General features: G+C 48.6%; 16 protein-coding genes. 13 read left to right on the forward strand and 3 right to left on the reverse strand.

Translation table 11 applies throughout. From position 1 onward, the window contains the following. Positions 1 to 11 precede the first annotated feature (11 nt). From ABJ225_RS16180 to ABJ225_RS16215, 8 genes are all read left to right on the forward strand, one after another. Positions 12 to 3,098, forward strand: coding sequence for an alpha-mannosidase (locus tag ABJ225_RS16180; RefSeq protein ID WP_290031956.1), 3,087 nt, complete (start codon positions 12 to 14; stop codon positions 3,096 to 3,098). A gap of 63 nt (positions 3,099 to 3,161) precedes the next feature. Then, positions 3,162 to 4,913, forward strand: coding sequence for a sensor histidine kinase (locus tag ABJ225_RS16185; protein WP_347321082.1), 1,752 nt, complete (start codon positions 3,162 to 3,164; stop codon positions 4,911 to 4,913). Continuing rightward, on the forward strand, positions 4,914 to 6,374 hold the full coding sequence (locus tag ABJ225_RS16190; RefSeq protein WP_347321083.1) for a response regulator transcription factor: 1,461 nt from the start codon (positions 4,914 to 4,916) through the stop codon (positions 6,372 to 6,374). Between the two features lie 299 nt (positions 6,375 to 6,673). Beyond that, positions 6,674 to 7,612 carry an ABC transporter permease gene (locus tag ABJ225_RS16195; protein ID WP_048006490.1) on the forward strand — a complete coding sequence of 313 codons (939 nt, stop codon included), beginning with the start codon at positions 6,674 to 6,676 and terminating at the stop codon, positions 7,610 to 7,612. Between the two features lie 131 nt (positions 7,613 to 7,743). Beyond that, the gene (locus ABJ225_RS16200; protein WP_082139787.1) at positions 7,744 to 8,598 is read left to right on the forward strand and encodes a carbohydrate ABC transporter permease; all 855 of its coding nucleotides are present in this window, start codon (positions 7,744 to 7,746) and stop codon (positions 8,596 to 8,598) included. Positions 8,599 to 8,646: 48 nt separating this feature from the next. After that, the gene (locus ABJ225_RS16205; RefSeq protein ID WP_347321084.1) at positions 8,647 to 10,098 is read left to right on the forward strand and encodes an ABC transporter substrate-binding protein; all 1,452 of its coding nucleotides are present in this window, start codon (positions 8,647 to 8,649) and stop codon (positions 10,096 to 10,098) included. Positions 10,099 to 10,224: 126 nt separating this feature from the next. Then, positions 10,225 to 10,497 (forward strand): hypothetical protein, encoded by a 273-nt coding sequence (locus ABJ225_RS16210; protein ID WP_056538759.1) that lies wholly within the window; start codon positions 10,225 to 10,227, stop codon positions 10,495 to 10,497. Between the two features lie 164 nt (positions 10,498 to 10,661). Continuing rightward, a complete protein-coding gene (locus tag ABJ225_RS16215) occupies positions 10,662 to 11,102 on the forward strand; it encodes a hypothetical protein (protein WP_347321085.1) in 441 nt (146 codons plus the stop codon). Between the two features lie 41 nt (positions 11,103 to 11,143). Here the strand turns inward: ABJ225_RS16215 and ABJ225_RS16220 are convergent, their stop codons facing one another. Beyond that, positions 11,144 to 11,680 carry a hypothetical protein gene (locus tag ABJ225_RS16220; protein ID WP_218247592.1) on the reverse strand — a complete coding sequence of 179 codons (537 nt, stop codon included), beginning with the start codon at positions 11,678 to 11,680 and terminating at the stop codon, positions 11,144 to 11,146. 191 nt (positions 11,681 to 11,871) lie between these two features. Here ABJ225_RS16220 and ABJ225_RS16225 point away from each other — a divergent pair, with 191 nt between their 5' ends. From ABJ225_RS16225 to ABJ225_RS16240, 4 genes are all read left to right on the forward strand, one after another. Continuing rightward, positions 11,872 to 13,845, forward strand: a complete 1,974-nt coding sequence (locus tag ABJ225_RS16225; protein WP_347321086.1) for an acyltransferase family protein — start codon at positions 11,872 to 11,874, stop codon at positions 13,843 to 13,845. A 329-nt stretch (positions 13,846 to 14,174) separates the two neighbouring features. Then, positions 14,175 to 15,602, forward strand: a complete 1,428-nt coding sequence (gene nhaC, locus ABJ225_RS16230) for a Na+/H+ antiporter NhaC (protein WP_347321087.1) — start codon at positions 14,175 to 14,177, stop codon at positions 15,600 to 15,602. Positions 15,603 to 15,629: 27 nt separating this feature from the next. After that, positions 15,630 to 16,790: a beta-aspartyl-peptidase gene (iadA, locus tag ABJ225_RS16235; protein ID WP_347321088.1), complete on the forward strand. Its 1,161-nt coding sequence runs from the start codon at positions 15,630 to 15,632 to the stop codon at positions 16,788 to 16,790. A gap of 16 nt (positions 16,791 to 16,806) precedes the next feature. After that, positions 16,807 to 18,798 carry a sigma 54-interacting transcriptional regulator gene (locus ABJ225_RS16240; protein ID WP_347321089.1) on the forward strand — a complete coding sequence of 664 codons (1,992 nt, stop codon included), beginning with the start codon at positions 16,807 to 16,809 and terminating at the stop codon, positions 18,796 to 18,798. A 189-nt stretch (positions 18,799 to 18,987) separates the two neighbouring features. Here the strand turns inward: ABJ225_RS16240 and ABJ225_RS16245 are convergent, their stop codons facing one another. Then, positions 18,988 to 19,080 carry a putative holin-like toxin gene (locus tag ABJ225_RS16245; protein WP_220096603.1) on the reverse strand — a complete coding sequence of 31 codons (93 nt, stop codon included), beginning with the start codon at positions 19,078 to 19,080 and terminating at the stop codon, positions 18,988 to 18,990. Between the two features lie 321 nt (positions 19,081 to 19,401). Between ABJ225_RS16245 and ABJ225_RS16250 the strand changes: the two genes are divergently transcribed. Continuing rightward, entirely contained in the window at positions 19,402 to 19,704 is a 303-nt protein-coding gene (locus tag ABJ225_RS16250; RefSeq protein WP_048006498.1) for a DUF3817 domain-containing protein, read from the forward strand. Positions 19,705 to 19,741: 37 nt separating this feature from the next. On the opposite strand, the gene ABJ225_RS16255 is transcribed toward ABJ225_RS16250, so the two are convergent. After that, positions 19,742 to 22,000, reverse strand: coding sequence for a hypothetical protein (locus tag ABJ225_RS16255; protein WP_347321090.1), 2,259 nt, complete (start codon positions 21,998 to 22,000; stop codon positions 19,742 to 19,744). Between the last annotated feature and the right edge of the window lie 382 nt (positions 22,001 to 22,382).

Consider the following 22,382-nt stretch of genomic DNA (forward strand, 5'->3'; position numbering starts at 1 on the left):
GGAGGGTCCATATGTTTTATTCAATCCAAAAAATCGAAAATAGACTGAACGAACTGGATCGACTTCGGTACCGTGATTGCAGGTGGCTCGGCCCATTTGGCGTCCACGAACCGAAGCAGGGGGAAGAGAATCTCCATCCAACCCATTTCGAAGGAAAAATGAATGTACACGATACGTGGTCCGGACGGGACCGGTATGTGTGGCTTCACACTACTCTACATGTACCCGAAGATGACCGGAGTGCAGTGCTTTATCTTGATCTCGGGCGAACCGGTGGCGGGAACAACTCCGGGTTCGAATCACTTCTCTACCTGAACGGACGGCCGTTTCAGGGAGTGGATTCCAATCACCGTGAAGTCATCCTTCCTGAGGGGGAACGATTCGATATCACGATTCAGCTATGGTCGGGTCTTGAAGGCGGTGGGAACCCGTCTGAGCAATACTACCGGTTGAAAGAAGCGTGGTGGGGCTTCCTTGATGGTGAGGTGGATGATTTTTATTTCAAAACCAAAGCCATCTTGGAAACGGTGAAGCAGCTGGATGAACATGATGGTGTGCGCTCGAATTTGATTGCCCTCCTGAACAGGGTATTTTACGAAATTGACTGGACCGATCGGGGAGAGTATTTTTATGAAAGCGTCAGGAAGGCAGCGGCTGTGCTGGAAGCCGAGAAGAAAAAGTGGCAGAAGCACTCGGAGGTGACGGTCCATGCAATCGGTCATTCCCATATCGACCTTGCCTGGTTGTGGCGTACCAAACATACAAAGGAGAAGGCGAAAAGGACATTCTCAACTGTTCTCCGCCTCATGGAGCTGTACCCGGATTACACCTACATTCAGAGTCAACCGCAGCTGTATGCATGGGTAAAGGAGGAAGAGCCTGAGCTTTACGCTGCCATTCAAAAAAAGGTCGAAGAAGGTCAATGGGAAGTGGAAGGCTCCATGTGGGTAGAAGCCGACTGCAACATCCCGTCAGGTGAATCGTTCATTCGGCAGCTCCTCTATGGAAAGGCCTTTTTCCAGAAGGAATTCAATCGTCGGAATCGCACGCTTTGGCTTCCCGATGTCTTCGGCTACAGCTGGTCGATCCCGCAGATTCTGCGGAAATCAGGGATTGATACCTTCATGACCACCAAGATCAGCTGGAATCAGTATAACCGCATGCCTCACGATACGTTCAGGTGGCGGGGGATCGACGGCTCCGAGATCCTGACCCACTTCATTACGACCCCTGAGCCGGGCAGACCTGCAGACTCTTGGTTCTATACGTACAACGGACTCCTCACGGGTGAGACGGTGAAGGGCATCTGGGAGAAATACCGGGATAAGGACGTGAACCGGAATCTGCTCCTGGCCTACGGTTATGGGGACGGTGGGGGCGGAGTGAACCGCGAGATGATCGAGATGAAGCGGAAGCTGTCTGATGTGCCTGGCATGCCCTTTGTTCAATCGACTCATGCTTCGGAGTTTTTTGAAGAGCTTCACGAGACCGTGGATGGAACCGATCAGTATGTACACACATGGGATGGTGAGCTGTACCTCGAGTACCATCGTGGAACGTACACATCCCAAGCCAGGATGAAAGAACAGAATCGAAAGCTTGAACTGTCCTACAGGGAAGCGGAGTTCCTTTCTGCCTGGCATGCTTTGCTGAACGGGTGGGAGCGATATGATGGGGTGGCACTAGAAGAAGGGTGGAAAAAGATCCTCCTCAATCAGTTCCATGACATTATCCCGGGCTCCTCCATCACGGAAGTCTATGAGGACGCCCACCGTGAGTATGAAGAGGCGAGAATCATCCAAAACGAGGTTGTCTCCCAATTGGAATCACAGATCATCAGTGGAAAGCAGAACTGGTCATTCATGCATCCCCATCAATACACAGCACCTGTACTGATGACAGTCCCGGGTGAGCACGGCTCCTATGAACACGAGGGGAAACCGGTACAGACCCAACCCTTGTCAGGAGGGGGCACGCTTGTACTGGTGCCGGATGTGAAGGCATTTGCATATGGCACGCTGACCGAGACGGGAGCAAGTCCTTCAGAGGAATCTCCTTTGAGTCAAATTGACCTTACCCATCGATCATGGGAAACGCCATTCTATCGATTAACCTGGAATGAACAAGGTCAATTCACAAGCATATTCGATAAAGCGGAAGGGCGCGAAATGATCGAGCCGGGACGTGCAGGGAATGTCCTGAAACTCTATGAAGATAAGCCGATGGCCCATGATGCCTGGGATCTTGATCTCTATTATATGGAAAAATCCAAGTCTATTGATTTACTGAAGGACTGTACTATACTTGATAATGGGCCCCTGCAGACGACCATCGAGTTCACGTGGGAAGCCCCGCAGGTGAAGATCATTCAGCGGATCCATTGTTATGCCCATTCCAAACGGATCGATTTTGAAACGGATGTGGACTGGGAAGCACGTCAACAGCTCCTCAAGGTGGAATTCCCCGTAGCGATACGGTCGACGGAAGCCATCTATGATATCCAGTTCGGGAACGTCAAACGACCGACCCACTGGAATACGTCCTGGGATGTGGCGCGCTTCGAATCCGTCGCTCACAAGTGGGCGGCCCTTTCAGAACCATTCTATGGCGTCAGCCTCATGAACGACAGCAAATACGGCTACTCGATTAAAGACAATGTCATGGCCCTCTCCCTTCTTAAAGGTCCGATCTATCCAGATCCGAAGGCGGATATCGGTCAACACCATTTTGTCTACTCCCTGTATCCATTCGCGGGACAGACGGCCAAGCATGATGTGGAAAGGGAAGCCACCTACCTCAATGCGCCCATCAGGGTCATGGAGGGAACGGTCTCCGAGGAGTTTACCGGCTCTCTACTCTCCATCAGCGGCACGGGTGTCATCGTCGATACGATCAAGAAGGCAGAAGAACGGGGTACGCTGATCGTGCGCCTTCATGAAATGGAAGGAGCCACCGCGTCCTGCAGGATCGACATGGACGCGGGGAAATGGCGGGAAGTGAACCTCATGGAAGATGAGTATCTTTCGGAATACACGTCAGGTCCAATCGACCTCACCTTCCACCCATATGAAATAAAAACAATCGAACTGGAAAAGTGATTTCAGGGTGAACAGGAGCTCACAGCTCCTGTTCCCTTTTTACCTTGATGAGGAAGTGATGAAATGAAAGCGTTACAGCCGATTAGACGTATCAGCAAAAGGATGTTTTACCGGGTCTTTCTTACATACTCCCTAATCATTTTTCTGACGATGACCGTCTTGTTTGTCTTTCTGACAGACTATTATTCTGATTTTATCGTTCAAAGGGAAATCGACCGCCAGGAAACGATCATCAACGAAATCAAATCGGAGCTGCAGGGCAAGCATCAGTTCGTAAGACAGGGCATCCAGCAACTGTATCAGGAGCAGCCCCTCATCGAAGATCTGGCATTTGCCCTGCAGCATGACTATCAAGACTATATCGGCTACCGGCTCGATAAGTTTTCCAACAGTGATTCATTCGTCCCATACAACTTTGATATCTTCGTGAAGAACTATTTTTCCAGAGACCCTGAATCGATCGCCCTGCGGATCCGGAATGAAAGTCTGGGTACAGAATATATATATCTATTCGACCACAGCCGGTGGAAACAAGGGAATCACTATAAAGAAGGAGCATCTCCTATTACCGATGAACCATCAGAGCCTAAAGATATGTTTGTCGTGGAGGAGCAGATCAATGATCCTGTCTCCATGGACCGTCTTGGGAAAGCGATGGTGTACTTCGGGTACGACTCCATCGACGGTCTCCTCACCCTCACGGATATGCCTGCGAAAAGCGCGTTTATCATCACGAATGAGGAGGGGGACATTCTGTATAGCTATGGAAAAGTCTCTAAATCCCTCACCGATAATCTTTCTTATAGTGCCGTGCAAAAGAAGGTGGACGACAATGGCCGGTATTATATTCAATCTGCCATAGAGCCGGTGAGCGGGCACATGGTGACGGCCATCGTACCTGAGAAAGAGATCGCTCAGCTGTTTACGTATAAAACGACGATCTTCTTCCTCTTGATCCTTCTTACGAACATAGCCATCATCCTTCCTTACTTTGCACTCAGGGGGTACTCCAAGCGATTGGATGAAATCATGAACAAGATGAAGGAGGTCCAGGAAGGGAACATTGACGCACGTATCGAGACGACACATGTAGACGATGATCTCACTGACATCTCGCACACCATCAATAAGACATTGGACGATCTGAATGATTACATCGATAAAGTGTATCGTTCCAAACTGAAGCAGACAGAAGCGGAGCTCGCCAACCTCCAGGCACAGATCAACCCACACTTCCTCTACAATACGTTGGAAGCAATCCGCATGAAGTCGCTATCTGAAGGAGGGCGGACGTCTGCAAAAATGATCGTACAGCTTGCCCACCTGTTCCGCTACTCCTTAAAATCCGCAGACCTGGTACCCGTAGAAGATGAAATCAATCATGCCCATCAATACATCGAGCTGTTCAAGGTCCGCTTCCCTGATCAGCTGACAACTGAACTGTATGTAGAAGAGGAGCTGAAGTCCTTTTATCTACCACCTTTCATCCTGCAGCCCTTCATCGAAAACTTTTTGATTCATGGGTTCAGGAGGGATAGGCAGGATAATCACTTGAGTGTCTCGATCCATAAAATGGGCGATACGGCCAAAATCATTATTGAAGATAATGGTACCGGGATTGAACAGGATCGACTTCACAACATCATGGAAAGGTTAAAGGAGGAAGTGGGATCCACCAGCTCCATAGGTGTGGGGAATGTCCATCGCCGGATCCGACTGAAATATGGACAAGGATACGGGGTGGAGATAAAAAGCATAGCGGGTGTAAAGACGACCGTACAGATCACTTTACCATTCATGAAAGAGGTGCAATAAATGATCCGGGTGATGATTGTAGACGACGAACCATTAATTTTGGATGGACTGACCTATCTATTGGATTGGGAGTCCCTTGGATTTGAAGTGGTGGCCAAAGCGAGAAACGGCAGAGAAGCTCTGGAACTATCCAGGACGATTGCATTCGACGTTCTGATCACCGACATAAAAATGCCGGAAATGACGGGGCTCGAGCTCATTGAAGCACTGAAGGAAGAACAGGAGGAAGTGAAAGCCATCGTCCTTTCGGGATTCCAGGAGTTTGATTTAATTAAGAAGGGGCTCGTCCTGGGAATTGAAAACTATTTATTGAAGCCGGTGAATGAAGATGAACTGGTCTCCTCCCTTCTTCATATAAAAGATAAACTCGATCAACAGGATCTTGGAGAGGAATCAATTCTCATCCTTCGGGATCACTCCATCTGGAGGTACATGATGGGGAAGATGCCCCTCCGTGAATTTCAGGAAAGGCTGGCACTCTATCCTGAATTGGCTCTCCCGGTACCCTTTCATCTCGGGCTTTTGAAAGTCGAAGACAGTGACAGTGTAAAGGTTCAAAAACAGATAGAATCCGGACCATCCATCTGCGTTACCACTCCACATGGGGACTTGATGATCGTATGGGACCCTGCTCATATTGAGTCCGAGCAAGAACGGATCATTCCGATTGTAGAAGAAAGCAAAGGAATCATGGTGACGAGTGGAAGAGTAGAAGAGATTGCCGAAACCCCGAGAGTGATGAAGGAGCTGGAGCGTGCGAGTGAATTAAAGATGATCCTTCCCGACCAGGAGCAACATCTGGCAGAGGATATGATCCTCTCTCCATCCATCAAGACAATCGATGTCAGGAACTATTTGAAGCCGGAGATGCTCGAGGGGCTGGCAAACGAGGAGTATGGACGCGTACGCGAGGAACTCGGTAACGTCTTCATTCAGCTCGCCTCTGACCCTTTCCTATTGAAAAGTGTTTTCCTTGATACCTTCTTCCAGATGAAAGGTCGTTTCCTCCTATCTTTGGAATACGGTCAGTATGTGCAAATCATCCATGAAATCCTCCATATTGATGGAGAAGAGGATGCGATGAGGCTTCTTGATACATGTATGGATTTAATGGAAGGAGCAGGTCAAGGAGAAGAAACGAGAAGTCCGATCATCCAGACGGTCCTGACGTATATCCATCAACATTATTCGGAGGATATGTCCCTCAAAACGTTGGGCCATCGCTTCCACATCAATCCAATCTACCTTGGCCAGCTCTTCCAGAAGGAAGCTGGGGACTCTTTCACCAAGTACTTGAATAAACTTCGCATTGACCGGGCCAAAAAGCTCTTATTGAATTCTCATGAGAAAGCTGGCCAAATCGGTAAACGTGTAGGCTATACCGACGCCACCTACTTCTATAAGCAGTTTAAAAAATACGAAAATGCCACTCCTTCAGAATGGAGGAAGCAGCGAGTTTGATCCCTTTTGTGAAAGGGATTTTTTTATAGGGAAAGGAGAGATGATAGTCGTTAGACAGATCTCTGCGACGTTATGAAATAGGAAAGTAGATTGAAAGTTTTCCATAACAGGTGAAGATAATTGGCTTAACCTTTGCACTCATCGCGGAACAAAAGGTTGAAATTCCAAAGCTTAATCTACCATTCCTTTAACTGAAAAAAACAACTATTTACTTTGACCAGTAAATCTAAGATATCTCAACTATTTCAAATGAAAGGGTTTTCATATAATGAGAGTATAGCACCGAGGGGAGGAGAAACATGAACAGAGTCAAACAATTTTTCAAAGATCTATACGACAACCGGATCTGGCTTTTAATGATCCTGCCGGGCCTCATCTGGCTGATCGTCATGAAGTACATTCCCATGTTCGGTCAAGTGATCGCCTTCAAAAACTTCCGGTTCCACCCGGACGGATTCTTCGCCAGCGTCTTTACGAGCGAATGGGTAGGATTCGAAAACTTCAAATTCCTGTTCAGCACGAATGACGCATTCGTCATTACGCGGAACACCCTGCTTTATAACATCCTTTTCATTGTCGTCGGCCTAATCTTATCCGTAGCAGTAGCCATCATTCTTAGTGAAATCACCAAGCAGAAGCTGGCGAAAATCTACCAGACGGGCATGCTTTTCCCGCATTTCCTTTCCTGGGTGGTCGTAAGCTACTTCGTCTTCGCCTTCCTGAGCGTCGATAGGGGTTTGTTTAACAGCGTACTCGGTTACTTCAACATCGAGCCCGTCTCCTGGTATAACGAGCCCAAATACTGGCCATATTTCATCACGTTCATCAGTCAGTGGAAAGGGGTCGGATTCAGTTCGATCGTGTATTTGGCAGCCATTGTAGGGATTGACCGGACGCATTATGAAGCCGCCATGATCGATGGCGCGAACAAGTGGCAGCAAATCCGCCATGTGACGATCCCGATGATCATGCCGCTTATCGTCATCCTGACCATCTTGAACATCGGAAGCATCTTCAGCGCGGACTTTGGATTATTCTATCAGATCCCACGCGATTCCGGGCCACTTTATTCCGTTACAAATGTCATTGATACATATGTTTATCGCGGACTCATGACCATGGGGGATATCGGGATGAGCACAGCCGCAGGTCTTTATCAGGCCACTGTCGGATTCGTCCTCATTTTGATCACCAACTACATTGTCAGGAAGATCGACGAAGACAATGCCCTCTTCTAATCTGAACGAAAGGAGTGTGTCAGGTGGAAACGACGACCAAGACCACGGAGGCCGGACTTAAGGGGAAGCCGGCCGTCAAGAAGCCCAAATCGTATAACCCCTATGGCTTCACAGGTAAGACAAGCGTCCTCATGCATGTGCTGCTCGGAAGTTTTGCCTTCATGTGCATCTTCCCGTTCCTGTACGTCATCATTATCTCCATCAGCAATGAGCAATCCCTTGCGGAGAATGGCTATCAGCTCATTCCGGAGCAGTGGAGCCTGGATGCATATAAGTATCTGTGGGATATGAAGGCCCAAGTGTTACAGGCCTATGGTGTCACCATCTTTGTGACCGTAGTGGGGACCTTCCTCAGCGTGACGGTCATCTCCATGTATGCCTACGCTATCTCGCGCAAGCAATTCAAGTTCCGTAAACAGTTTACATTCATTGCCTTCTTCACCATGCTGTTCAGCGGGGGGATGGTCCCGTTCTACATCGTCATGACTCAGTTCCTTGATCTGAAGAATACGATGTGGGCCCTCATCCTTCCGATGGCCGTGAATGCATTCTACATTATCATCATGAGGACATTCTTCCTTCGTTCAGTGCCGGAGGCCATTCTCGAATCAGCCAGAATTGACGGTGCAGGAGAGATGAGGATCTTCCTCACGATCGTATTGCCGTTATCCATACCGGGTATTGCTACCATCGCCCTTTTCAGTACGCTCGCGTATTGGAATGACTGGTTCAATGCTTTGCTATTCATTGATGATCCCAACAAGATCCCGCTTCAGTCCCTATTGATGCGGATCGAGAATAACATGGACTTCATTAAGCAGAATGCCATGCTTTCCAACCAGAACAGTGCCATTTTGAAGTCGATACCGCAGGATTCTGCAAGGATGGCCATGGTCGTCATTGCGACCCTGCCGATCGCCTTGTCTTATCCATTCTTCCAGAAATATTTCATTAAGGGATTGACCATCGGCGGTGTGAAAGACTGATCACCTCTGTATGTATTTGAAACAAAACTATGAATTGGGGGATGAAACATGAAGAAAATCGGAATTCTGTCGCTCGTCTTGCTTCTGCTCACTGGTGTCCTTGCTGCATGTAGCGGAGGGGGAAGTGAAAAATCATCGGGAGACTCGACTGATGAAGAAGTGAAACTTACATGGTATATGATCGGTACGCCTCAAAAGGATACGAAGGACGTCATGAAGGAAGTCAACAAGTACACAAAGGAAAAAATCAACGCCACCATCGATATGAAAATGCTCGATTGGGGTGAGTACAATGATCGCATGCAGGTCATTACGACTTCTGGGGAAAACTATGATATCGCCTTTACAAGCTCATGGGCGAATAACTATGCCCTCAATGCAAGAAAAGGCGCCTTCCTAGGCCTGAACGATCTTATGGATAAGCATGGAAAGGATATGAAGAAGCTCATCGATCCTGCCTTCCTGGAAGGTGCTCAAATCGATGGCGAACTCTACGCGATCCCAGCCAATAAAGAGGTGGGCCAGCAGGCTGTGCTTTCCTTTAATAATGAACTTGTTAAAAAGCATAATCTCGATATCTCGAATGTGAATTCCATTGCCGATCTTGAACCCCTTCTAAAAGTCATCAAAGAGAAAGAGAAGAATGTCACACCAATCGCAACATTCGATGCCTATCTACCATTTGATTCCATTCTTCAAGAAGAGCTTCCATTTGCCTTCCGTTTAGATGGGAATACAGATGAAGTCGTCAACAAGTACGAAGAAGACATCACAATGGAAACATTAAAAACCATGCATGAGTATTATAAAAAAGGCTATATCCAAAAAGATGCTGCCACAAGCACGGATTCCTGGCCCCTTGAAACACCGAACTGGTTCGTCCGCAAAGAAATCAATCAGCCTTATGCTGAAGACGTATGGTCCCGCTCTGCCGGTTATGAGATTGTGACAAGGGAACTTCACGAACCGTATATCTTCAATAACTCTGTCACAGGATCCATGCAGGCCATCTCTGCCACATCGAAGAATCCTGAACGTGCCATGATGTTCCTGAATCTATTGAACTCCGATGAATACCTTCGGAACCTTCTTGATAAAGGGATTAAAGGAACCCACTATGAAGAAAACGAAGATGGTACCATCAAAGATCTTCCAGCACGTGTAGAAAACTACAACATGCCAAGCTTCGCCATCGGAAACCAGCTGATTCTGAAGCTGTACGAAGATGATCCTAAGGACAAATGGGAGAAATTCGAGGAGTTCAACAAGAACTCTACACCGTCACCTGCTCTAGGATTCTATTTTGATTCCAATCCCGTACGTACGGAAATTGCAGCCATTTCCAACGTAACAAGCGAATTCTCACCAGCCCTTCTCAAAGGCGCCGTCGATCCGGAAGAATATCTGCCGGCCTTCAACAAAAAGCTGAAAGAAGCTGGAATGGAAAAAGTACTCGATGAAATCCAGAAACAGTACGATGAGTGGAAGAAGAAACAATAAGTGAAGCAAGGGGACGGTTCCGATGCGTCAAACAAATGACGCACAGGAACCGTCCCTATGTTTCATTCTGAAAAACCAACGAATAATCCAAAAGTCATCCTCATAAAGTGAACTGGGGGTGATGGAATGGAAACAGAAAAAGTAGTGGCGGTGGAAGACCCGCATCATAACGGTATGGCCGTGACGTCGCTTGTTTTGGGAATCGTGGGATTTGTGATCGGTATTATCCCGATCATCGGCTGGTTCTTTATGCCTGCGTGGATCTTGGCGATTATATTCGGTGCGGTGGGCATCCGGCAGAATCAATCAAAGGGGATGAGCTACACCGGCTTGATTCTTGGAATCGTGACGTTTGTGTATAAATTCGGCTTCTGGTTGCTCGTAGCTGCAGGGGCTTAAAGGGAGAGAGACTTCTATTCTAGGAGTCTTTTTTCTTTATATTGACTCTAATAGAAACGTCAGAGAACTTAAAGGAAGGAGAAATATTTGTATAAATAAGGTAATATCTACGCTTTTTGTACTGTGTGTAATTTGGTATAATGGTAAAAAAAGGAGTTTTCAACTTGTTGTGGATTGGAGTTCTGAATGTATTATTACTGATTGTCCTGGTTTTGTTTCTCACAAAAGGGTGGACAGGTTTTGAAGCCTGGCTGTATAAAAGCCTAGAGGGAAAGTGCGGGCATGTCGGGCAGTTTGTCTTAATGTCCGGCATTATCTTTTCCCTGCTATTAGGCGGGGTAGTGGCCATCAATTACACGTATCACTTTTTGCTTCTTAATACACTGTTCGTCTCAAGCTTCTTCCTGGTGCTCTCTTCAGTGGCTTCACCGTTTCTGGCCAAGTCGAGGTTGAATACGGAAACGGTGCAGCGGCGATACATATCGAGCTCGGGGTCGGCAGATAGGGATGTATCGGCCTTTTCTCTTTCTATCACACCGTTCATGATGGCATCCTTTGGCATCGTGCTCGTGACGATCTTTTTGACGGTTACTGCATATAGGTGATTTTCGCTCCTCCCCCTAAGGAAGGGGGAGGGCTCTGTCCTTCAGATGAGCTCAAAATGAGCTCCCTTTGGATAGAGGGCTTCATACTCTTCGTTATCCGGGTTGCCATATGCCAGCTTAACGCCCTCGATCAAGTCGTTTTCCTGAAGATCATCGAGGATCGACTTGACGGCTCGCTCTACATGGACCACATAGGTGAAGATATTGGTCGTTCCGCTCCCGATGTCCCCTCCGTCACAGTGACCGTTCCCCGTCCAACCGAGGCATTCGTTCATCAATTCCTCCACGGCATGTCTTCGTTCGAGGGCTTCCTCGATCTGGTCTTCTTCATAGCTGTATTGAATCACCAGTTCATGTAGTTCTTCTTCATCGAGGTATTCATAGCCTTCTGATTCTTTCTCCTCTGCGATTTCTTCCATCCATACCTCCGCATCTTCTCCCGCTGGTAGTGCAAAACGCCGGGCCTCACCCTGATCTCCCACGATACCGAAGTGCTCCAAGAGCTCCTGGTCTTCTTCCTCCTCCCAGATCTCCCAATAAAACGTATCCTCGTCGGTCTGCTTGATCATCTTAATCATCCCATCTCCTCCTTTGTTAAAGTTTACCACGGAGGGTGTGGATCGAGCAGTACAAAATAAAAGCGAGGATGTTTTGCAGATAAAACCGGTAGGGGGAGAGAGATCCTTTACAAAGATCTAACACTCTCCATGCCTTTTCTTTACACAAATGATCTATGATCGAAGCAACATGACTTCAGGGAGTGGGGAAGATGGATTTACGAGTACCCGAGAAAAAGTTCCGCCCGGAATTAGAGGGCGTTCGAACGGTCGCCGCCTTATTGGTGGCAGTCTATCACATATGGATCGGAGCGGTCTCCGGAGGGGTGGATGTATTTTTTATCGTGTCAGGATACCTGATCACCACCTCGCTTGTGTCCAAGATGGAACGTGAGGGGAGGATCCATTTTGGAGAGTATTTGCTCGGTCTGGCACGGCGATTATTCCCCCTTGCTTTCACGGTCCTTCTGTTTGTAGTGGCAGGATCGATCCTCCTTGTTCCGGAAAGTCAGTGGAAACAGATCATCGGGGAGGTTATCGCTTCCGGGACCTATACTCAGAACTGGTATCTCGCGACCAGTGCCGTTGACTATCTCGGACAGACAAATCAGGCAAGTCCACTCCAGCACTTCTGGGCTCTGTCCATTCAGGGACAGTTTTACCTCACATGGCCGATTGTGATCCTGTTTTCCTTTTGGCTTGCCCGGAAGGTGTGGAAGAAGCCGCAAAGGAAAACGCTTCTCGGGGTCCTTCTTGTTTTGTTCACGCTATCCATGGCGTACTCGATCTACAAGACGGCCGTGGAACAGCCTTGGGCATACTTTGATACGTTCGCCAGGGCATGGGAGTTCAGCCTTGGTGGAATACTCGCCCTCCTGCTTCCGTATCTGCGGTTTCCGAAAGCCATGGGGGTCATTTTCGGATGGATCGGTCTCTCTATCATCTGCTTGACCGGGATCCTGCTTCCCGTATCGACGGTATTCCCGGGATATGCAGCGCTTCTTCCCACAGGCGGTGTCATCATGATCATCATCGCAGCAGAGAATGGAAGCCGTTTCGGAGCAGAAAAGCTCCTGGGATCCAAACCGTTTCAGGCGTTCGGATCAATTTCCTACGGTTTTTATCTTTGGCATTGGCCACTGTTGATTTTTTATTATGCCAAAACGGGTACCGATAAAGTGACCTTCATCCCGGGTCTCGCCATTATGATCTCTGCTGCCATACTAGCATGGATATCGGTCAGGATGATGGAGAAGCCCGTCCGCAAGATGAGCGTCCGTACATCGAAGAAAAAACTCATTTTTACGCTGGCGCTCTTTCTCTTTACTGTTATGGGTTCCAATACAGCCTGGGGCTACTACGTTCATCAAAAAGGGGAAGAAACATATGCTATCGAGGATTATCCGGGAGCAAGGGCAATATCGGAAGGGATCACCCCTGCAGAAAGAAAGGATCCTGCTCCGTCACCGGCCCTTGTCAAAGAAGATCTACCTTCTTTTTACGACCATGCTGACTGCTTCTCCAATATGGAAGATGACCGAGTGACAAAGTGTTCCATGGGAGATACGAAGAATCCTGAACATACGATTGCCCTTGTGGGGGGATCACACTCAGGCCACTGGTTCCCGGCTCTTGAAGAGCTGTCTGATGACCTTCATCTTCAAATCGATATTTATAATAAAGACGCATGCCGGTTCTCGGCCGATGATTTTGACGGAGCGTTGAACAGCTCCTGCATGGAGTGGAACAGGACGGTGGTGGAGATGCTTAAAGAAGATCCTCCAGGCCTTGTGTTCACGACGGCGAATGTGGGGATTGGAGATACCGTTCCGAAAGGATACCTCGATCAGTGGAAGAAGCTTGAAGGCGTGACAGAGATTTTCGCTGTCCGTGACAATCCTGCCATGGAAGGAGATCCGGTTACGTGCGTGGAGCAAAACGGTATTGAAGCCTGCAGTCCCAAACGGTCAGATGTCCTTTCCCCTGAAGCTCCTTGGGAACGTCTCGATACACAACCGTCCAATGTGACGTTTGCCGATTTATCCGGATCATTCTGTCAGGATGGTACATGTCCACCCGTAGTAGGGAATGTGTATGTTTACCGGGATTATCATCATATCTCGACGTTGTACTCGAAGACGCTTGCCGGGCCGTTGAAGGAACCGCTGAGAGAGGCATTGAAGTAAGATTGGAGATGCGCCGGGCCTTTTTCGAACCTATAGGATACAAAATGAGGTGTCAGGATGGGTCCTGATCATTGAACCTGTTTTTACCTTCGCTTGGCGTAGGGTTAATAGTATATGGAAACGTTCTGAGGGTGCTCGGAACGTTTTTTGTGTTCAGAATATATATAGTACAGCATAAATGGGTTAAATCACCCCGTTAACCCCATTTTGACCCCGTTTGGAGGGCGTGTTTATAATCTATTTTCCCTTATAATTCAGATAAATCAGTAAAATTAAAAGTTGGCACAGTTCTTGCTTATGAAAAGTATAAAGAAGAGGGGGAATGAAAGATGACAAAGAAACCAGGTTTGTTACTTGCACTGCTACCAATTGTCTCTATGCTCGTGCTTTTGGGTGTCGGATATGGGGTCTTCCATTTTAAAGCAGAGCCGCTGTTGATATCAGCCACAATCATCGCAGGGGTGATCGGGCTAGCTCTAGGGCTATCGTGGGAAGAGATGCAGGAGGGAATTGTGGAGAAAGTGGCTAAATCCATGCCGGCGATCCTTATTCTAATAACGGTCGGGATCCTGATCGGGACGTGGATGATTTCAGGGACGATCCCGATGATGATCTACTACGGCATCCGCTTCATCAATCCGGATTACCTGATCATCACGGCTTTCCTGGTAACGGCCATCGTTTCGACTTTTACCGGTACATCCTGGGGATCGGTAGGAACCATCGGGGTGGCGGTCATCGGCATTGCCATGGTGCAGGGAGTGTCCCTCCCGGTTACAGCAGGGGCCATTGTGGCAGGTGGATACTTCGGGGACAAGATCTCCCCACTTTCTGATACGACGAATCTCGCTCCTGCTGCCGCAGGGAGCAATCTGTATGATCATATACGTCATATGCTGTACACGACCATCCCGGCTGCATTGGTGGGAATGGTGATCTATCTGTTCGTCGGTAAATCTGCCATGACAGAAGGTGCTGGAGACCCGGCCAAGCTGGAGGCTATGATGTCGGCCCTCACGTCCATGTTCGGCTGGAATATCCTTTTGGTCATTCCCGTCCTCATCGTCCTGCTTGGATCGATCATGAAATACCCGACCATACCGGTCATGCTTGGATCCTCGATTGTCGCCATCATCCTGGGGGTGGGCATCCAGGGAGCAAGCCTTGAAAACGCCCTGCTCTCATCCGTATCAGGGTTCAATGTCGATATGCTTTCGGGATCTGAAGGGATTTCACCTGAAGTGGCCAACCTTCTGAATAGAGGGGGCATGAGCTCCATGATGGGCACGACGCTGATTGCCTTTTGTGCCTTCTCTTTTGCCGGAATCCTGAGTAAAACAGGTTCGTTAGAGGTCGTTCTCGAGAAGATCAATCAAAAGGCGAAGTCCACTGGTAGTCTCGTCCTCGCTACCGTCCTCTCGTGTATTACGATGGCGGTGACAACCGGGAGCTCCTATCTGTCCATCCTCATCCCTGGAGAGCTGTTCCGGAAAGTCTATGCGGAAAGAGGGCTTGATGCCAAAAACCTATCCCGTACATTGGAGGATTCCGGAACGGTCATTGTTCCAATCGTCCCGTGGTCACTGGCAGGCGTCTACATGTCCAGTACACTCGGCGTACCCGTTCTCGACTATCTTCCTTGGGCCGTGATGTGTTACATGGGCTTTGTGTTCGCCATCATCTTTGGATATACGGGGTTCGGAATTGCAAAGTCCGAGCCTGAGACATTAGAAGACCCTAAGAAATCAGCGATCTAAAGTTCACCGACAGAAAGGAAATCACTCATGTTAAAATTGATTAAACAAGCAAACGTATATACACCACAATTCGCCGGAGTCCGGGATGTATTGGTCGGGGGCGGTAAGGTCATCGAGATCGGCACGGACCTGAGCCTTGGCTCCCTTGATCATACTGTGATTGAAGCAAACGGGATGCATATGATACCCGGGATGGTTGACAGGCATGTCCATCTGACCGGAGGGGGTGGGGAAGGCGGATTTTCATCCAGCACGCCGGAGGTACGACTCAGTTCCCTTGTGAAGAACGGTATCACATCCGTGGTGGGGCTGTTGGGGACCAACGACGTGGGGAGGAGCACGAAAAGTCTGCTGTCCAAAGTGAAGTCACTTCGGGAAGAGGGAATGAACGCCTTCATGCTGACGGGGGGCTACGGCTATCCTCCGAACTCCATCACCGGTGATATCCGGGAAGACATCATGTTCTTCAGTGAAGTACTTGGATTGAAACTGGCCATCGAAGACCACCGAGCTTCCTACGTGACCACCGAGGAACTGAGACGCCTCGCATCCTATGTCCGGGTGTCGTCGATGCTTTCCAAGAAAAAAGGGTTTATCCACCTTCATATGGGGTCGGGAAAAGGGCACTACCAACAGATCTACGACGTAGTGGAGTCGACGGATTTACCGATTTCCCTGTTCAGTCCGACCCATATCAACCGTACAAGCGAGTTGCTCGATGCGTCGGTAGAATTTGCAGGTCGGGGCGGGCTGGTCGACCTGACGTCGAATATCCAGACAAAGACGTCAGCTGGGAGTCTTTCGCCTGCACAAGGCGTCACCTACCTTCTCGATAAAGGCGTTTCAATCGATGCGATCACTGTCAGCTCCGATGCGAATGGGAGCCTGCCGACCTTTGATGAAAACGGTCAGCTGGTCGGACTGAAAGTGGCTGGAGTCGAACCGAATCTGACTGCCCTTCAGGAGCTCGTTTTTGAAGAAGGGCTCTCGTTGGAGGAGGCAATCAAACCCTTCACGATCAATCCGGCCAAGGGCCTGGGGCTCCAGGGTGGACGTGGAAAGCTTGAAGAAAGTGGGGCCGCTGATCTGATTCTGCTTGATGACTCTTTGACCATACGCGACGTCTTCATTAATGGTGAAGCGTTTGTCGCGGGCTATGACGTGGTGAAGCGTGGTGTGTTTGAGTAAAGAAGGAGTGTAATGGATGAAGGAATTAGCGGTGGTCTCCCTTGGGGAGAATACATTGAACAGCATGATGGAGCAGTTGAACCGCTACCTGGGCGATCGGGTACAGGTAAAGGGATTTGCGCTGGAGAAGGGGATGGAGCCAGACAGGTCTTGTCCCCTGATCCTGGTGACAAGCGATTTGGTCGGCAGAATGATTGCAAAGAACCTTTCTTCCGGACAAAAGCTCATCGTCGCGAGAAGGACCATGAGCTATGAGTTCATTGAGCCGGTCTTTTCCCTTCAGGAAACGACCGATATCCTCCTTGTGAATGATACGGAGGAAAGCTGCACCGAGTCGATCGCACAACTGAAGAGCCAGGGATTCCACTCGTTCACCTTCCATCCATATTACCCGGGGATCAAGGAATACCGAACGTGCGATGTTTCCATTACACCTGGTGAACCCCATCTTGTTCCTGAAGGGGTCAAGCAGGTCATCAACATCGGTCATCGGCAAGTGGATATCACGACCATCACGGAAGTCATGGCACAGCTTGAAATCCTGGATGATGCAGGGGCCGTGGCTTCTTCAGAGTTCGTTAGTGAAATTGTGCATCTTACACGCTACCTTTCCACCCTCAATCGTAAACTGGACCGATCCAATCTATTGCTGACGACGATCTTCGATAAATATTCCAAAGCCCTGATGTTCTGTGATCCCTATGGAACCATCACCTACGCCAACGAGAAAATGAAGTGGATCTTCAATGGGGAGAATATTTCGGACCTGATGGGTGAAGGGACGGCACTCAATCAGCTGGGAGAAGAAGAAATCGTCGAGATCGGCGGCAATCTGTTCATTGTCTCCGTGGACCAAGTCGAGAATCAGGAGGGAGTCATCTGCTACTTGGTGGAATGCCGGAACTACGATAGCTTCAGGCGCTTGGATACGGCCCTCAGGTCTAAGATCCAGCATCATAGGTTCATTCCACGTCATGTTTTTGAAGATCTCTCATCTAAGAATCCTGAGGTCACGCGGATGATCGACATGGCGAAGCGAATGGCTAAAAGTGACTCCACAATCTTGATTCAAGGAGAAAGCGGGACAGGGAAGGAACTGCTGGCCCAAGCGATCCATAACGGCTCGGGGCGGGCAGGGCAGGCGTTTGTGCCGGTGAATTTCGCTGCCCTTTCCCCGTCGATACTCGAGAGCGAGCTATTCGGCTATGTAGAAGGAGCCTACACTGGTGCAAAAAAAGGTGGTAAACATGGACTGTTCGAAGAAGCCCATGGGGGGACCATCTTTATGGACGAGATCGGAGATGCACCGTTGTCACTGCAAGTGAAGCTCCTTCGCGTCCTTCAGGAAGGGGTCGTACGGAGAGTCGGAGGAACAGAACTTGTACCGATCGATGTCCGGGTGATTGCGGCCACGAATATCAATCTTGAAGAAAAAGTGGCGGAAGGGAGCTTTCGAGAGGATCTTTATTATCGCTTAAACGTCCTCCCCTTGCAGACACACCCTCTGAGGAAGAGGAGGGAAGACATTACATCCTTATTGCTGAGCTATTTAAATGTTCATTCAGAGGAAGAACATTATCATCTTCATGAGATGTTTACGGAGGAAGCTCTTCAGTTCCTTGTTCACCACCCCTGGCCGGGAAATATTCGGGAACTTACCAATGTAGTGGAATATGTCATCAATATTAGGCCACCCAGTGAACGGATCGAGCTTTCCGAGCTTCCTACATATTTGATCAGAGAGGCAGAGAGCCGGGGAAATTCCACTTCTGCCCTTTCCGAGGAAGAGCAGGTGCTGCTTACGATTTATCATACATATGGAATAGGACGGCGTAAAATGGTCGACCAGCTCAGGCAAAAAGGCATGTTGATTGGTGAATCGAAAGTGAAATCAATCATTCAAGAGCTCAAGGAGCGGGGCTGGATCACCGTCCATAAAGGGGCTCGTGGATGCACGGTGACAGAAGAGGGAAGAAATGAAGCGAAAAAGCTTGTCTCATTCGGCTGATGTGGTGTAATTTCTTTACTAAATCCAGGCTTAGCGTATATAATAGAAGTACGAAACCAAAATAAAACAAGGAGCCCCGACTGCCATCGGGACTCCTTCACAACATAACCTGCATGAATGCAGCGGCTCACAAGAGTCAATCGAAAGTGAAGTAATCATTGATTTTCCTCAAGGCCATGGGGACGATGGTTACTTCTTTTTTTCGTTGGTAACCGCGATAATCGCCACAATAAGCGAACCAAACGCAATCATGAGATGAAGCACATCACCTATTGCTATCATAAGCGTATCACCCCCCTTCCGAATGAAATCAGGAGTGGGTGAGCCGCTGCCCCCATATATGTTGTGTACCTCTATTATAACACGTTTTGGGATTGTCCTACTCTCTTACAAAGGACCCATGTTGAATATTTGACAGGCTTGCGGATTGTTTTGGTAACGTTATCAGGGATTGAAGGAAGTCTTCCTGCTTCGATTGGGTAAGGGATTTCATTCCTTAATCATGAACAAATTTCGAATCTTTGATCGATTCAGGCATGTACCTCTCATCTTTCGTTTATATTAGAAGGAGGAAAACAAGCTTTAGCTCAGGGAGGTTTGTATATGCAACATACAACGAGTATTGGTCGGCTTCGTCAGGCCGGTTTTGTTGAAGGGATGTCGCTTCTGATTCTGCTTTTGATCGCCATGCCGCTTAAATATATGGCGGATATCCCCATGGCCGTCACGATTGTCGGTTCGCTTCATGGCGGTCTGTTCGTGATCTATCTGTTGATCCTCGCTTACGTGACGTTCAAGGTGCGCTGGCATTTGAAATGGTCCGTGGCAGGGGTGTTGGTCGCCTTCATTCCGTTTGGGAATTTCATCTATGATAGGGTCCTACGCAAGTTTGAAACCCGTGCTTAAAAGCAAAAAGCGCTCCTCCAGAAGAGGAACGCTTTTTTTATATGGACGCGTACTTGATGATGAGTGCTTGATGCGTCCTTTCGTTATAGGCAATCCAACATTCATCGCCTGGCATCACACCCGTGATCGGGTCGATGGTCTGCTGGATGTCATACTGTATACCGTTTCGATCAGCGTGAATGGTGGCAAGAGGGAGGTTGCCTACCACACCGGTAAAGGACACGCTGGTGATCGTGGCGCTTCCTTGTTTTTCGTTCGCGAAGGCAAGCTCCTTCTCCAAGTCCCCTTGTTTCGTTTGAATCTGGATGGTGGCACCAGGCTCAATGGTCATATGACTGGGGATAAACTGACTTACGGTCCTTTGAACGGGTTTCCCGTCGGAGGATATCGTCAAATCCAGGAGGACCGGCGTTTGATCATGCAGGGCGATCGGGAATGTCTGGGCACGGAGGATGGTCCCCGTAACCGTGACATCTTTTCCCGATCGGTTCATGATTGCGTCACCGTAAGCAACCATCTTCAGTTGCCCGTTGATCCGCATAAGATCTGCTTTTTCTCCCTCTTGGAATTCGAAACCGGAAGCCTGGATGGCAGGGATCGTATAGCTTTCCCGATTGTGTTCAAACGTAAGCAGGACGACATGTCCCCGTCCGACCATCCCGTAGGACTCCACTTTCCGCAACACTGCCCCGTTGATCATCTCCGGTTTGGTCTCCCTGATCGCATCTCCTTCTTTAAGCAGCGTCACCCTTTGTTTTTTCGGATGATAGTGGATCAGAATCTGCTGTCCCGGACGTGGGATCTGAACATAGGAAACGACGGTTTTGACCGTCTTCTCGATCCGCTTCCCTTCATGCAGGAACCTGAGCTGGATTCTTACAACGGGCTGCTCGTTCAGATAGCTGCCCGTCTCTTGAATCGATACGATCTCGGCCGCCAAGGTTTCACTTTCCTCGAGCTTCTTCCTTCTGATGACCCTGAGGATAGGAGGAAGGATGAACACCACTGCCAAAAGCAGTAGGGGGATGAAAATCCAAATGGCCCAGTTTAGCACGAGTGCCCCGCCTTCAAGTACATAGTCTTTGAAGGAATCGAACGATTTTTCATGAGAAGGGTCGGCGTTTTCCATCGCAACAATATCTGCAGCCGTCCATTCGTTCATTTCCTTTGAATCCATATCGTATACACCTGTGGATTGATTGTTGTATGCATAGTAAAGGGAGGTGCTCTCAAGGTTTTTATGGAACGACAGCCCGCTGTCTTCAAGTGACTTAAAGGATAGCGAGTTAAAGACAGGATCCACCGAGACAGAGTCGCCGGTGTGATGGTTGTAAATGAACCCGGTGAGTTCTCCTTTCGCATCGTCCTCATCCGTGGAGCCCGCAATCAGCACTTCCTCGTCGTTCAGCTGGTACACGTTCGCTTGGTAAACTTCCTCAGGTGTGGCTACGACTTCTCCAAGTTCCCCGTCAGTCTTCACCAGTCGGGCCCTGTTGGGGTATTCCCGTTCTACATCCACCGCCATCTCCTGCTCTTGACCGATATCTCGGCGCATTTGCTTCTCGACCGCATTTCCCACGATGGGAAACTGGTCCTCTTCGTCTGCAACGTAGACACTGAGGTGATCGTTGTCGTCTGATATGGCGCTGACAAAGGCCTTTTGATCATTTTTAAGTGTAACTTCAAAGATCGGGATGCGGGTCTGGCCGTTAAAGGTATTCATGACAGGTTCCATCCTGGTGGGTCTTGCCGGGAGGTCTTCCTCATTCAGATTGTGAAGAAGGAATCTTCCATCTTTCAGTTCCCCGAGTATGAGAGCGGTCCCTTCGCTTCCTCCAGAGAAAATCATTCGACCATTCCACTGATATGTATTCGAGTTCAGGAAAGAAGGGATGGTGAGTCTTTTTTTGACCAGTTCCTTTCGGTCATCATCGGGAAAATAATTGTAGATCTCAAGATCTTCTGCAGGGCTTTTGGATGCGAGCAGAAGCTGTTTTCCTTGAATTGTCACCGACATTTCATCGAACGAGTAGCTTCCGGATGTCCAGGACCGGAGTTTTTGCTTGGTTTTCGTATCGTACATACTAGAAGTCATTTGTGTCATTGGTACATGGTCAAATGTAATGCCGATGACACGGTTTCCTCCATCAAATGTGTAGAGCCGGTCGATGTCGTCCGGTTTGAGTTTCCCTTCTGAGATAGAGTCATTGTATCCGCTCCAGAGCATAACACTCAGGATAATGGCCGGGATGAAGAAGACGCCGTTGAAGGTGAGGAATCGGATGATCTTTTTCACGTGGGTGCTCCTTTCGCTGGATGCTTTTCCTTATTTACGATTCAGTTATTGGGTTGGTTTCAAGATGGATGGTGTTGAGGTCGTGGTGATGGATTTCAAGATGGTTCATAAAATGGGTGATGTGCCCATCTATTATTCTCTTTTTTTGTGAATGGTTTGTAAAGAAGGGATGGTTTGGGAGATTCGCTCCTCTTGCATCCGTACTTTGATAAAAAACGTAGAGTGGAGTGGAGCGGAAGGTGCTTGACTCCTGCGGAAAAGGAGGATGATCGAGACCCCGCAGGCACGAGGAGCATTCCTGTTATAAAGGAATATGAGGATAAAGTGGGATTTTAGCGATGTGCATAAAAAAAGCTCCCTTGGTACGATAGAGAGTGTCATG

This window comes from Rossellomorea sp. RS05 (genome assembly GCF_039822645.1).
Taxonomy (GTDB): Bacteria; Bacillota; Bacilli; order Bacillales; family Bacillaceae_B; genus Rossellomorea; species Rossellomorea marisflavi_B.

Coding starts and splice junctions, on each gene's coding strand:
- ABJ225_RS16240 (WP_347321089.1), top strand. CDS start 16,807: ATGAAGGAATTAGCGGTGGTCTCCCTTGGGGAGAATACATTGAACAGC.
- ABJ225_RS16210 (WP_056538759.1), top strand. CDS start 10,225: ATGGAAACAGAAAAAGTAGTGGCGGTGGAAGACCCGCATCATAACGGT.
- iadA (WP_347321088.1), top strand. CDS start 15,630: ATGTTAAAATTGATTAAACAAGCAAACGTATATACACCACAATTCGCC.
- ABJ225_RS16190 (WP_347321083.1), top strand. CDS start 4,914: ATGATCCGGGTGATGATTGTAGACGACGAACCATTAATTTTGGATGGA.
- ABJ225_RS16225 (WP_347321086.1), top strand. CDS start 11,872: ATGGATTTACGAGTACCCGAGAAAAAGTTCCGCCCGGAATTAGAGGGC.
- ABJ225_RS16250 (WP_048006498.1), top strand. CDS start 19,402: ATGCAACATACAACGAGTATTGGTCGGCTTCGTCAGGCCGGTTTTGTT.
- ABJ225_RS16245 (WP_220096603.1), bottom strand. CDS start 19,080: ATGATAGCAATAGGTGATGTGCTTCATCTCATGATTGCGTTTGGTTCG.
- ABJ225_RS16195 (WP_048006490.1), top strand. CDS start 6,674: ATGAACAGAGTCAAACAATTTTTCAAAGATCTATACGACAACCGGATC.
- ABJ225_RS16200 (WP_082139787.1), top strand. CDS start 7,744: ATGCATGTGCTGCTCGGAAGTTTTGCCTTCATGTGCATCTTCCCGTTC.
- ABJ225_RS16180 (WP_290031956.1), top strand. CDS start 12: ATGTTTTATTCAATCCAAAAAATCGAAAATAGACTGAACGAACTGGAT.
- ABJ225_RS16185 (WP_347321082.1), top strand. CDS start 3,162: ATGAAAGCGTTACAGCCGATTAGACGTATCAGCAAAAGGATGTTTTAC.
- ABJ225_RS16205 (WP_347321084.1), top strand. CDS start 8,647: ATGAAGAAAATCGGAATTCTGTCGCTCGTCTTGCTTCTGCTCACTGGT.
- ABJ225_RS16220 (WP_218247592.1), bottom strand. CDS start 11,680: ATGATTAAGATGATCAAGCAGACCGACGAGGATACGTTTTATTGGGAG.
- nhaC (WP_347321087.1), top strand. CDS start 14,175: ATGACAAAGAAACCAGGTTTGTTACTTGCACTGCTACCAATTGTCTCT.